General features: G+C 36.0%; 8 protein-coding genes and 1 pseudogene. 5 read left to right on the forward strand and 4 right to left on the reverse strand.

Translation table 11 applies throughout. From position 1 onward, the window contains the following. Positions 1-115: 115 nt before the first annotated feature. Positions 116-1,891, reverse strand: a complete 1,776-nt coding sequence (locus RBU59_RS15285; RefSeq protein ID WP_308143377.1) for an ABC transporter ATP-binding protein — start codon at positions 1,889-1,891, stop codon at positions 116-118. A 132-nt stretch (positions 1,892-2,023) separates the two neighbouring features. Next, positions 2,024-3,760 (reverse strand): ABC transporter ATP-binding protein, encoded by a 1,737-nt coding sequence (locus RBU59_RS15290; RefSeq protein WP_308143378.1) that lies wholly within the window; start codon positions 3,758-3,760, stop codon positions 2,024-2,026. A gap of 561 nt (positions 3,761-4,321) precedes the next feature. Here RBU59_RS15290 and RBU59_RS15295 point away from each other — a divergent pair. Both RBU59_RS15295 and RBU59_RS15300 read left to right on the forward strand, forming a co-directional pair. Next, complete coding sequence (locus RBU59_RS15295; protein WP_308143379.1) at positions 4,322-5,689, forward strand: ISNCY family transposase; 1,368 nt, start codon at positions 4,322-4,324, stop codon at positions 5,687-5,689. 309 nt (positions 5,690-5,998) lie between these two features. Beyond that, positions 5,999-6,643, forward strand: a pseudogene (locus RBU59_RS15300) (GTP pyrophosphokinase); the annotation flags it as partial. A gap of 447 nt (positions 6,644-7,090) precedes the next feature. Here the strand turns inward: RBU59_RS15300 and RBU59_RS15305 are convergent. Then, the gene (locus RBU59_RS15305; RefSeq protein WP_308143380.1) at positions 7,091-8,089 is read right to left on the reverse strand and encodes a S1 RNA-binding domain-containing protein; all 999 of its coding nucleotides are present in this window, start codon (positions 8,087-8,089) and stop codon (positions 7,091-7,093) included. Positions 8,090-8,543: 454 nt separating this feature from the next. Between RBU59_RS15305 and RBU59_RS15310 the strand changes: the two genes are divergently transcribed. Together RBU59_RS15310 and RBU59_RS15315 are read left to right on the forward strand one after the other, a co-directional pair. Further along, complete coding sequence (locus RBU59_RS15310; protein ID WP_308143381.1) at positions 8,544-9,509, forward strand: sigma-70 domain-containing protein; 966 nt, start codon at positions 8,544-8,546, stop codon at positions 9,507-9,509. Between the two features lie 81 nt (positions 9,510-9,590). Then, positions 9,591-10,796, forward strand: coding sequence for a DUF3810 domain-containing protein (locus RBU59_RS15315; RefSeq protein ID WP_308143382.1), 1,206 nt, complete (start codon positions 9,591-9,593; stop codon positions 10,794-10,796). 23 nt (positions 10,797-10,819) lie between these two features. On the opposite strand, the gene RBU59_RS15320 is transcribed toward RBU59_RS15315, so the two are convergent. Continuing rightward, on the reverse strand, positions 10,820-11,551 hold the full coding sequence (locus RBU59_RS15320; RefSeq protein ID WP_308143383.1) for a hypothetical protein: 732 nt from the start codon (positions 11,549-11,551) through the stop codon (positions 10,820-10,822). Between the two features lie 377 nt (positions 11,552-11,928). On the opposite strand from RBU59_RS15320, the gene RBU59_RS15325 reads away from it, so the two are divergent. Then, on the forward strand, positions 11,929-13,227 hold the full coding sequence (locus RBU59_RS15325; protein WP_308143384.1) for a M18 family aminopeptidase: 1,299 nt from the start codon (positions 11,929-11,931) through the stop codon (positions 13,225-13,227). Positions 13,228-13,499: the final 272 nt, after the last annotated feature.

A 13,499-nucleotide genomic window follows, 5' to 3' on the forward strand; every position in this document is an offset into this window, starting at 1 on the left:
GTAGACTTTTAGTACGGAGCTATAATAGGGGTGAAATTATAAAAAACCTTGCCATATCTAAACTGACTTATATTACGGTATTAGCAGCTTAAAAGGTATGGTAAGGTTTTTATTTTTATATATTTTTAAATTGTGCCATATACAGGTTATAATACATACCTTTCTTGGCTAGTAATTCCTTTGCATTTCCCTGTTCTTTAATTCCGCCTTCATCAATAACAAAAATACGGTCTGCTTTCTGTATCGTTGATAAACGATGTGCGATAACAAAGGAAGTTCTTCCTTTTAATAAATTTTCTATTCCCTGCTGAACTAAAAGTTCGGTATGGGTATCAATACTTGAGGTAGCTTCATCTAGAATGAGAATCTTCGGCATGGATACCATGGTTCTGGCAAAAGCCAGAAGCTGTCTTTGACCCACGGATAAACCGGCGCCTCTCTCTTTTAATTCCGTATCATAACCTTTTTCTGATTTCATGATAAATTCATGGGCATTTACCGCTTTTGCAGCGGTTATGATTTCTTCGTCCGTTGCATCCAGCTTGCCGTAACGAATATTATCCTTTATGGTACCGGAGAAAAGGAAGTTATCCTGTGTCATAATACCCATTTGTTTTCGAAGGCTTTCTATGGAAACATCATTAACATTATAATTGTCGATATAGATATTCCCTTCCTGTATATCATAGAAACGGCTGATTAAATTAACTATCGTAGTTTTACCAGCGCCGGTAGGACCTACCAGTGCAATGGTTTCTCCGGCTTTCACCTGGAAGCTTACATCTTTTAGAACCTGGGTATCTTTGTCATAAGCAAAAGACACATGTTCAAATCGTATATTTCCTTTGATATCCGGTAACTCTTTCACATCTTCTCGGTCTGTTATCTCAGGTTTTGTATCCATAATCTCAAAGATTCTTTCCGCACCGGAGATATTTGTCACCATCTGGTTGTAGAAATTACTTAAATTCATAATCGGGCGCCAGAACATGGAGATATAAGTACCAAAGGCAATCAGAGTACCAACCTGAACATGATTGCTGCCGGTTAATTTAACTCCGGCATAATAAAGTGATACCATACCAAGTCCCCAGCAGAAATCTATGACCGGACCAAAGGCATCATTTAATACTACAGCTTTTATAAATGCTCCCCTGTGTTCCATAAGCAGTTCATCAAAAGCAGCAGCAGTTTCTACTTCTGCCGTAAAGCTTTGTACCACACGCATACCTGACAGGTCTTCATGGATAAAGGCGTTCAGATTGGAATTTTTCTTACGGTAAAGCTGCCATCTTACATGTGAATAAATCTGTATGAGCCACATACCGATTAACATAACAGGTAAACTAATCATGGCAGCGAAAGCCAGCTTATAGTCTTTAATTACCATAATAGCCACAACAGCAAGGATGGTTATAAAGTCAGGAATTAAAGTGGTAACACTATTAGATAAAACATCTTTTAATGAATTGACATCGCCGATAATTCTGGCAAGAATCTTACCGGTGGGCCGGCTGTCAAAAAAGCTGAAACTCAACTTCTGTATATGGGTATAAAGTTCCTGCCTGACAGTAAGTAGCACTTTGTTTGATATTTTTGCCATTATATACATTCTTAATTTAACCAAGAAAATAAAAATAAGATTTAATATGATTGCAAAGATACCCAGTTTTACCAACCCGTTTATATCATGGTTTGCAATATTAACATCGATGGCATATTCCACGATCAGAGGGTTAATCAAACTGATTGAGACCGTACAGGCCATTATAATAAGTACGAAGATGATTTCTTTTTTATAAGTTAATAAATACTTAAAAAGTCGAAGCAGTGTATTTAATTTACCGGTGTTGACGGATTTCTCATCATCCCGGATTGCATTAACGGACATATATTTCCCTCCCTTTTGTTAAAGGTATTTTTTTATAGCCAGGGGTCTTTTATAGTTGGAGGCCCCTGTATTTATTCGTACGCAAACGTACTTTGATTATTTGTTAGTTAATTTATAATTCACTAGAAGTAATTAAACGGCGATTGTATTGGTCTTTAAATAATCACCGTATTGAGCCATGTATGTTTTATAATAAAGACCTCTTGCCTGTAATAACTCTTCATGAGTTCCCCGTTCCGCAATTGTACCATCCTCCAGAATAATAATCTCATCTGCATTACGTACCGCAGAAATACGATGGGCGATTACTATTTTAGTGGTATTATCAAGCTCATTTAAGGCTTTTTGAATTAAATGTTCGGTTTCCATATCAAGGGCCGAAGTAGAATCGTCTAATACCAGGATAGGAGTTTGTTTTGCCAAAGACCTGGCGATACTGATTCTTTGTTTCTGACCGCCGGATAATCCGACACCACGTTCACCTATAATAGTATCATACTGATTATCCATACGTTCAATAAAGTCCTTAGCCTGAGCATTGGTCACTGCATGTAAGATTTCTTCTTCAGTGATTAAATCCCGTTTGCCCAATTTAATATTTTCCGTAACCGTATCGGAAAATAAGAATACATCCTGCATAACTAAGGAAATATTACTTCGGATTTCTTTGATAGAAAGATCCTTTATATTTATTCCGTCCAGGCGAATTTCTCCTTCATTAACATCATAGAATCGTTGCAGCAGATTAATGATGGAAGTTTTGCCTGCACCGGTGGCACCCATAATACCTATGGTTTTACCGCTTTCTAATTTAAAATTAATGTCGGACAGAATCGTCTTATCTCCTTGAGTAAATGAAACGTGATCAAATTCTATGGTACCTTTCATATCTCCTAACTGGGTTACGGAAGCTTTCTCTTTTACCACAGGAGTTTCTTTTAATATTTTTTGTATTTTTTTATTGGAGGCAAATGCGGAAGCTAAATCGTTGCTTAACCAACCTAACATCTCCATGGGCCATACAATATTGTTGGAATATTCCGTAAAGGCACCCAGGGTTCCAAGGGTAATTTCTCCCTTGATTACCATAGCTCCGCCGAATATGATAACTAATACGGGAAGTAACTTAGTGATAAACTGAAAGTACGGATTATATCTGACAAATACTTTGGATTGTTTCATATTTAAATCATAATACCGCTTGTTATGTGATAAGAATTTATTTATCTCAAATTTTTCCCTTGCAAATGCTTTCACTGTTCTTACACCGGCCAGGTTTTCCTGGGCTACTGTATTAAGTTCTGCATTTTCTTCACTAATTTGTTCGTATACATTACCCAGATTTTTTTCCATAAAGATAGCGATGCAGGCAACGATAGGCATGGCAATCAAAGGAATTATAGTTAATTTCGGACTTAAATTTATCATACAGTATAATACAATGGAAGTATGAATCACTACTTCAATGATTAACATACCTACAAAACCTAAAGCACTCCATATTTTATCCACATCATCCTTTACACGGGACATTAATTCACCAGTATTGGTCTTATCAAAAAACTGAATGGACAAGGTCTGTATGTGGAGGAATAGATTTCTTCTTATATCCGCGGCAATTTTTGAACTTACCAGGTCAAATATTAATTCTTTAAAGTATCCGAAGATGCATCTGCCGATACCTACGATAAGGATTCCCAGTAATAATTTTGTTAAGAGGCTCTGGTTTCCTCCTACAATAACGTCGTCAATAATTCTTTTGGTTATCTGCGGTGCCAGCATATCCAGAGCGATGCTGATTACCATACAGATTAGTGCAAATACATAGGCATACCAGTATCTGCGCATATATTTTGTTAATTTATTCATAAATCTCCTCCCACGCTTATATAGATCAGGTGATTGCAAAACAACATTATGCTATACTCAAACATTTAGATAGTCTCGCAATTTACCAATAAAACAAAGTAAAACATAAGCTTTCCCTCAGTAATAAATTTTACCTGCTTTTATTCTACCCGGGTTAAGGGCAAAAAAAAGCCGTGGTAAGTTACCACGGCAATAAAAGTTGTTTTCAGATAAATGAAATCCATATGTAGAAAAATTCATCTAAGTATGGTTCAAGTCATTTAACGGTAAAACCTATTATTGAGGTAAGCTTACACAATGTTATTGGTTTATAATTTCCGGTTGCTAATATTAAGTTCATCATGTTTTTTACCTCTCTTTCTTTAATAGTCTTTCACCATTATAACATACTAGTAAATTTTGTCAACCATAAATTTTATAATTAATGAGAAAATATGATTCATTTATGATAATGTCTTAGTGTACCACAAATGATTATGTCCCAATTAGTCGTTCATATATTATAATAGAACCTCATGACTTAGAAATGAGGTGGACACAATCAGAAAGGTATTACTAACAATGGACGAAAACCAAAAGTACGAGGTCATTAAAAAACTCGTAGACACAAATGGTAATAAGAAAACAGCTGCTCTTAAAATAGGTTGTTCAGATCGACACATCAATCGCTTAATAAAGGGCTATCAAGAACAAGGTAAGTCTTTCTTTATTCATGGTAACCGAGGGCGACAGCCGGCCATTACTCTTCCTACAGATACAAAACAGTTAATCTTGGACTTATATCGTACCAAGTACAGTGACTGCAATCTGACCCATTACTCTGAACTTCTCAAAGAAAAAGAACATATCAGTGTATCTGTCAGTGCCATTACTTCTATTCTTAGAAAGGAATACATCCTTTCTCCTAAAGCAAACCGTTCTTCCAAGAAAGCGGTAAAAAAAGCACTAAAGGCTATTCAATCAAAGACTAAGTCTAAAAAGAAAGCAGCTATTATTCAAAGTTCCATCATGGATCTGGAGGATTCGCATCCTAGGCATCCTAGATGCGCGTATTTCGGTGAAATGCTTCAAATGGATGCGTCCCTACACCTTTGGTTTGGGCAATTCAAAACACAACTCCACATCGCCGTTGATGATGCCACAGGGCAGATTGTTGGCGCCTACTTTGATGAACAAGAAACATTAAATGGCTATTATCATGTTCTCTATCAGGTTCTTAGTAATTATGGCATTCCATATCAATTTTTTACTGACAACCGAACTGTATTTGAGTATAAAAAGAAGCATGAAACCTCTTTAGAGAAAGATACCTTTACTCAGTTTGGTTATGCCTGCAAACAATTAGGAATCGACATTCGTACTTCCAGCGTTGCACAAGCAAAAGGGCGGGTTGAAAGAATGTTTGGCACTCTTCAATCCCGCCTTCCTGTTGAACTCCGACTTGCGAATGTAACCAGCATTCAGCAAGCCAATCAATTTCTCCACACCTATATAAAGAAATTTAATAAGCAGTTCGCTTTACCTATTGATAGTATCAAATCTGTGTTCGAAATGCAACCAGATAGTGATAAAATCAATCTGACGTTGGCGGTATTATCTTCTAGAAAGATAGATAACGGAAGTTGCCTGAAATATCAAAATGAATACTATCTTCCTGTAAACAGTCAAGGAATCGCTGTACACCATCGTAAGGGCACCACAGCAATGGTAATTAGATCATTCAATGGTGAACTTTTTAGTTGTATTGGTGAGCAGGTTTATGCACTTGAGTTACTTCCGGAACACAAGCTTTCTTCAAAAGCATTTGATTTAGCGACCATTCCGGAATTACCAAAAAAGAAATACATACCTCCTATGAACCATCCTTGGAAGCAGGCATCATTTGAAAAGTACGCTAAAAGTCAATTACATAGAAAAGATGTAGCTTAACTGATATTTCGAAGTCTGTAGGTTTATTAAGGTTATCCAAATACCGACTGAGCTATGGATTTTCTCCTAAAGTACTATTTAAAACTAAGCACCAGAAATCTGGTGCTTATGTTTAAACTTTTTGAGGACATTTTCAAAAACGGTTGACACCATAAATTTTATAATTAATGAGAAAAAATTATCAATATTTAAGAATCCTTAATATTTTATAAAGTTTATTATTATTCAAAAATTGTTCATATTTGTATGATATAATAAGTCGAAATGGGTTTAAGGGGTGTTCCTTATTTAAGGAGGAGAACAAAAACTATGGATTTACCTATGTTTTACAATGAAGAAGAAGAGTGGAGAAAAGTTATGCTCATGTATGACTCAGCTCTTAAAGAAGTAAATACAAAGCTTGAAATATTAAACGAAGAATTCAAATTGAATCATCAATATAATCCTATAGAACATATAACATCACGTATGAAATCACCGCAGAGCATTGCCAAAAAGATGCGCCATAACGGCAGGGAATTAACGGTTGAAAATATTGTTAAATACATTAATGACGTTGCGGGTATCCGCATCATCTGTTCCTTTACTTCCGATATTTACAGGATAGCGGATCTGATTGCGAAGCAAAGCGATGTTCAGGTACTGAAGGTTAAAGACTATATTATGTTTCCAAAGCCAAACGGTTATACGAGTTATCATATGATTATATCAGTACCCATTTATTTATCCAGTACCATGGTAAATGTAAAGGTAGAGATTCAGATACGAACCATTGCCATGGATTTTTGGGCAAGTCTGGAGCATAAAATTTATTACAAATTTGAAGGAAATGCTCCGGAGCGTATAAGGAAAGAATTAAAAGAGTGCGCGGATATTGTATCCTATCTGGATCACAAAATGCTGACGCTTAATGAAGAAATTAAGATTTATAATCAAGAGGATTCCATCGAACAATACAAAGAGATACTGTCGGAAAGTTTTCAGAATATGATAAAAGATTCTTACGGGACGGTTATTGATGATAGTGAGGAAACAGATGGGCAGGAAGTCAAAGAATCCCTAACGGAAGCAGACGAAGCATTCATACAGGCAGCAGTATATAAAGAGAAGCAGGAAGAGAATATAAATAATAAAAATCCGGATTCAAAGAAAAAAGAGGATAAAAAATCTGACGGAAAACACCCTAAGTTCTTTCGTTTGAGACAGGATTAAAAGAATCTTAAAAAGGCACTTACTGTTTGCTAATACTTAACAATAACCATAGTGTAAAAAATAACAGGTACATTAATACGATAAAGACGGTAAACCTGTAAAAAGGACTTGCCAATTAATCAGAGTAATACGTAAATGATCAGTATAATGTACCTGTTTTAAATTATTTATATATTATCAATGGGAAAATTATAATTTGATTTTAGAAAGAAGATCACCTAATCCTGTAGATGCTTCACCGCCGGTGCTGTATTCAAAAGGAACTTCATCTACATTATCCAGAATTTCAGCTTTATCCTCAACCGCTTTCATGCTTAAGCTGACTTTTCCATCTTTCACTTCTGTGATTTTAACGGTAACCTCTTCCCCTTCTTTTATAACTTCATTTGGAGATTTAATACGTCTTCCGCAGATTTGGGAGATATGAACAAGTCCGGACAACCCCTCACCGATGTTGATAAAAGCACCATAAGGTACAATCTTTTCAACAGTACCCTTTGTAATAAGTCCAATCTGCAGTCTTGATATTTTGCTGTTTTTATCTTCCAATGCTTTCTCACGCTCTACTTCTTTACCGGATAATACTAATTTTCTGCTGTCTTCCTCTACGGTAATAACGATTACTGATATCTCTTTATTTACCCAGGATTCCAAATCTTCCACATAAGTTAAAGATAACTGAGAAGCAGGAATAAATCCACGGATGCCCTCAAGATAAGTAACCACACCGCCGTTTACAGCCTGGGCAATCTTAACCTTTAAAACTGTTTTATTATCCATGTATTCTTTCAGGGCTGTCCAGGATAATATATTATCTGCTTCTTTTTTGGATAACAGGATATTACCTTGTCCGTCATCTTCTTTTATTACGGTTGCAGTTATTTCCTGGCCTATAACAACATCTGCCTTAATGGAAAAACGAGGGTCGTTGCTTAAATCTTCCAATCGGATAATTCCTTCTGCATAATAGCCTAAATCAACAGTAACTTCCGTATCAGAAATTCCGATAACGGTACCTTTAACAATTTCACCCTCTTTAATTCGGATAAAGGATTTATTAATCTGTTCTTCAAAGTCTCCCATAGTAGGAATCGGTTCCGGTGTAGGAGCGACCTCAACTTCGCCGATATCTTCTTTCAACTCATCATTTAAATCCTGTGTTACTTCCGTTTCGTTATCATTGTACATAATCTTTCTCCTATCTGAGCTTATCAGGCACATAAATTATTAATTAATTATACCAGGTTCGCAAGCACCAAGGTATGAGACACTTTGTATCGTTTATAGGCACTTACTAATTTCGCCACTGGTATAATATCTGTCGATATTATACCATAAAAATTTTAGTTAATTCAAGGGCATATAACAACAGGTTTAATAAAAAGGTACCATAAACCACTAAAATTATTACTTAAAAACCTGCTAAAATAATCAAATTGCTATAAGGGTATATCTATGATAAAATATTATATAGAACACGCTTAAAAACTCGATTATTTAGGTTTAGTTTTCATAATAGCGTAAATATATATTAAATATACAAAGTAGCCGCGGGTAACAGGTTAGCGTAAAACAACAATTTTAATTGTTTTACATTTACCTTACGCAAGTAAGACTGAAAGGAATTGTACTGGTAAAGAAAATGGAAAAAAAAGATAGATTTCAGGAAATGTTAAGAGATATACTAGAGGTAGCAAAAGTTCAGGGTAATCAGTTAAGTATGAGCGAGATAAAAAGCTTATTTGGTGATATGGAATTAAATGATATCCAGTATGATCACATATTTGCTTATTTGGCAGCGAATCACATATCTATCAAGGGTTATGTAGCAACGGAATCAGAATATTCCAAGGTTTTGCAGAATGAAAACAAACAAGTAAAAGACAGTGAGTATGAACCGGAAAGTGCCAGTGATGGGGATAGTAATAATATAACAGAGGAATTAAAGCAACGGGAATCACATAGGCTTAAAGAAGATTCTGTTTATTTAAAGATGTATTTGGAAGACTTAGGAGCAATGAAAGAAATTACACCGGAAGAAGAAAATGGCCTTCTGGATAAAATTTTAAAAGGTGAAGCCTTTGCTAAAAGCCGTTATATTGAAGCAAATCTTCATTATGTAGTGAAAATAGCGCAGGAATATAAGAAACAAGGGGTATCCCTAGAAGTGTCCATGGAGGACTTAATCCAGGAAGGTAATATGGGTCTTATCAGTGCGCTTGAAGCTGTATCAGGAATTACAGATAATAAACAGTTAAAAGAGCTGGTTACAGAGTATATAAGAAGTTTTATGGAAGCAGCTATTGAGGAACAAAGGGAGAGCAGCAGCTTTGAAGATACTATAGTTAAGAAAATCAATTATATTCAGGATGCAGCAAATGAATTGGCCGAGGATTTGTGCCGGGAAGCAAACATTCATGAACTGGCGGCATATGTAAAGATGCCGGAAGAAGAGATTGCAGATATTATTAATATAGCCGCAGAACGTATTAAATTAGATGACAGCCGCAAAGATGACCAGACTGTTAATAACCGTCAACCGGGTAGTCTTGGACATAACCATAATCATACACATAAGCGTCTGAACAGAAGCCCGAGGATAAAATAACCTTAATCCTTTGCCGAAGAGGGATTAATCTGTATAGTTCCTAAAGACAAGCCATTAATACGTTTAGAAAGGACCAGCCCCATGGATAATAATCAGAATTTGGAATTGGATATACGAAAAGATGTCATGGAAAAAGCGGATAACATGAAATGGTACAGGGCTTTCTATAAAAAAAGAACACTGCTGCTTTTACTGCTTCCGCTTTCTTTCTTTATATTGTGGTTAGTTCGGAATAATCAGGATATTGCTGAATTTGTTTTTGCCAGGGGGATTTATAGATGGATTAGTCAGGGAATCAGTTTAATTTCCGGTATTTTTCCTTTTTCTTTGATGGAGTTAGAGGTTATATTTTTGCCGGCAACAGCAATTTATTTTATTTTACGTTTTATAGGAACAATTTTTATAAAATTAAGAAAAAAAGAAAAAGCAGGTTATACTATTGCTTTAGGGTTTTTAAATGGGATCTGTGTCCTGAGTATGATATTCTTTCTTTATGTCATGTTAGGCGGTACAAATTATTACCGTTATTCGTTTGCGTCCTACAGCGGATTGGAAATTAAGGATTCTACCGTTGATGAGTTATATAATCTGTGTCTGGAATTAGCAGATGAGGCGGCAGGCATCAGGGAACAATTACATCAGAAGAAAGATGCTGAAGATAGTAACGGAGTTCTGAAAGTAAGCACAACCAATTGGAATGAAGTATCGGATAAATTAGAGAAAGCTTTTATGGATTTATCTAAGGAGTATCCTGTATTAGGCGGTTATTATACCTCTTTAAAACCGGTATTCTTCTCAGACTTTATGTCTAGAATGGAAATTACAGGAATATTCTGGCCCTTTACCATGGAGGCAAATGTTAATGTGGATGCCGCAGACTACTCTATCCCAGCAACCATGGGACATGAACTGGCACATCTTCGGGGATTTATGAGAGAAGACGAGGCTAATTTTATAGGGTATCTTGTCTGCAAGGAATCCGATAATCTGGAATTTCAGTACAGCGGTATTATGTTAGCGTTGACTTATGCGGGAAATCAGTTATACAAACAGGATCCGTCCCTTTACCAGTCAGTCAGGGAACATTATAATACAAAAATGATAGCAGATCTCCGTGCTGAATATTTTTATTGGGAAAAATTTGAGAATACGGTCATCAGTACGGTTTCCAATACCGTGAATGATAATTATTTAAAAGCGAACAAGCAAAGTGACGGCGTAAAAAGCTACGGCCGGATGGTGGATCTGCTGCTTGCAGAGTACAGGAAGAACCATCCGTCACAATAGAGTAAAAGCAAGATAAAACGGGCTTATCTGGAATATAGATAGGCCCGGCCGGATTTACCGATACGTTTTACTGCCCCTACATAATAGAGTATATTAAGAGCGGTTACGGCGCTATTAAGCTGCAGGCCGGAAGCTTTCTTATAGTCTTTTGAAGTAAAAGTATCCGGTAAGGTCTTAGGAATCAGCTTATGGTATTCGGAACTGTTTTGAATTATGATTTCTTCCACTAATTCCGTTGGAATTCGGTCGCATCTGCTGGAGCCTCTTTTTTTGTCTTTGCTCCATCCATTTAAAAAGCGGTATTCTTCCAGGTTCATAAGAATGATATGTAAATGGAGATTAGGATGGAGAAGATAATTTTTTATTTTATATAGTTCAGGAAATATCATATAAGGGGATCCGGTTTTGGGAGATTTACGAGGAGGACTGATTTCGCCTGTTTCTTCATTCACCCATCGTAACCACTTTGTATAAGGAATGGGATATACAATTGTAACAGGCGATATTTCCAAAAATAGTTCTAATTTTTTTCTTAGTTTATCAAAACTTCTGGTCTGAATCTCAATAATGCCGTTTTCATTTACCATATCGGCATAGAAACCCCCTACTTTAATTTCATGGCAGGATACATCTGTTACAAGATAATTTTTAAGAATTGCATGGACAGTTTTCTCACCTAAAGTTCCAATACCGTTATCTGCCCTTTTACTGTCAATTATTTTGTCACAAGTTTGCTGAAACAATAACTGATCCATTTATCAATCCCTTTCTACCATAAGTGAGGTTAGATTAAAAGTCCCAATACAGCCTTACCTTATACTGTACCGTTGTAAATAGCAGGTACTGAATTAAGAGAAATTAATACAAGGCTGTACTAGATCACCCCTATAGAATATAGCAGCTAAGCATGGACGTCAAGACTTAAGTTTATTTAAAACTCAGGATTTAAACCGTAACAGACAGAATACTTAATTTGGTATCTTCTATTGTTTAATTTTGATTCGTGGTCTATAATATGGATAAATAAAATATTGGATTGACTGTCGGAAGCTGCTTCCTCTGTTGAATCCAGAGTGAAAGATGGAAAGGATGCAACATCTGCCTGCAGATGTGTTATGCAATAGGTGTAAAAATGTCAAATAATACAATTACAGCAGAGTTATTGCAATTTATAAAATCTGCGACTTCTCCCTACCAGGTTGTGGAGGAAGGGGTAATCTATTTAGAAAAGTCGGAATTTAAAGAATTAAATTTAAGTGAACCCTGGAATCTGAATGCAGGAGGAGCGTATTATATTAAACCTTATGGAACAGTCCTATTTGCGTTTACCATAGGAGAGGACTGGAGGGAAGGGCAAAGTCTGCGTATAGCGGCGGGACACACCGATCATCCGGGATTTCGGTTAAAACCTAATGCAGAAATGGTTTCAGGTGCTTACTGTAAGTTAAATACAGAAGTATACGGCGGACCAATATTGAATACCTGGCTGGATAGGCCTTTATCTATAGCCGGCAAAGTAACTTTAAAAAGTAAAGATCCCTTTCATCCGGACATCCGGTTAATTGATTTTAGAAAGCCGATTCTTACCATACCAAATCTGGCGATACATATTAACAGGGAAGTAAATAAAGGGGTGGAATTAAACAAACAAACCGATACACTGCCGATCATTGCAACTATAAATGAAAGTTTAAATAAAGATAAATTCTTTATCAACTATCTGGCAAAAGAATTACAGGTGGACGAAGATAAAATATTAGACTATGATTTGTATATTTATAATGCAGAAGAGGGCAATTTGATTGGTATGGAGGAAGATTTTATCTCCTGTCCGAGATTAGATAACCTGACTTCCGTATGGGCATTATTAAAAGGGATTAATGAGGGCAGACGTAATGAGGGTATTAATTTAATTGCTTTATATGACAATGAAGAAATAGGGAGCCGTAGCAAACAGGGGGCTGATTCTGCCCTGCTTACCATGATATTATCTAAAGTGTATGAGGGACTTGGTATTCAAAACAGGGAACGCATGTTTGAAGCCACGGCGAAGGGTATGCTTCTGTCTGTGGATGTCGCACATGGAGTTCATCCCAACAGACCGGAAAAATATGATCCCGTGAATTATACTAAATTAAACGGGGGTATTGTTATTAAGATAGACAGCAACCAGAAATATACCTTTGACACAGAAGCCGTAGCCATTGTTCAGCAAATCTGCGAAGTATATGGAATTTCTTATCAAAAATTTGTAAACAGGTCTGATATGCCTGGCGGAATGACCTTAGGGCCTATTATTTCTTCCTGGTTACCAATGAAAACGGTAGACTTGGGGGTACCTTTACTTGGAATGCACTCTTCCAGGGAATTAATGGGAGCTGATGATCAGGGACACTTAGAAAAATTATTAAAAGGTTTTTTTGAACTGTAAAAATTTACTTGGCGAAATTACTAAAATATAAAAAAATTATTACAATCTATTGACAAATCCTACAAAAACTGATATCATCTAATAAGTCGATACAAGAAGGTATTGTACTAGAGGAAGTAAGCGCGTTGGGGAACGTGAGAGGGCAGAAACTATTATAAAGTAAGACTAACTGATACATGTACTTTAAGTTCGGGGTGCATATTTGGTTAGTCTTATTTTATGATTTTTTTCAGGAATTTAATGTTAGTATTGGAATATTAAGGAAAAATATA

The sequence above is a fragment of the Anaerocolumna sp. MB42-C2 genome (assembly GCF_030913705.1).
In the GTDB taxonomy this organism is placed as follows: domain Bacteria; phylum Bacillota; class Clostridia; order Lachnospirales; family Lachnospiraceae; genus Anaerocolumna.

Excerpts from the sequence above, each read along its gene's own strand:
- RBU59_RS15285 (WP_308143377.1), bottom strand. The coding sequence starts at position 1,891 with ATGTCCGTTAATGCAATCCGGGATGATGAGAAATCCGTCAACACCGGT.
- RBU59_RS15290 (WP_308143378.1), bottom strand. The coding sequence starts at position 3,760 with ATGAATAAATTAACAAAATATATGCGCAGATACTGGTATGCCTATGTA.
- RBU59_RS15295 (WP_308143379.1), top strand. The coding sequence starts at position 4,322 with ATGGACGAAAACCAAAAGTACGAGGTCATTAAAAAACTCGTAGACACA.
- RBU59_RS15305 (WP_308143380.1), bottom strand. The coding sequence starts at position 8,089 with ATGTACAATGATAACGAAACGGAAGTAACACAGGATTTAAATGATGAG.
- RBU59_RS15310 (WP_308143381.1), top strand. The coding sequence starts at position 8,544 with ATGGAAAAAAAAGATAGATTTCAGGAAATGTTAAGAGATATACTAGAG.
- RBU59_RS15315 (WP_308143382.1), top strand. The coding sequence starts at position 9,591 with ATGGATAATAATCAGAATTTGGAATTGGATATACGAAAAGATGTCATG.
- RBU59_RS15320 (WP_308143383.1), bottom strand. The coding sequence starts at position 11,551 with ATGGATCAGTTATTGTTTCAGCAAACTTGTGACAAAATAATTGACAGT.
- RBU59_RS15325 (WP_308143384.1), top strand. The coding sequence starts at position 11,929 with ATGTCAAATAATACAATTACAGCAGAGTTATTGCAATTTATAAAATCT.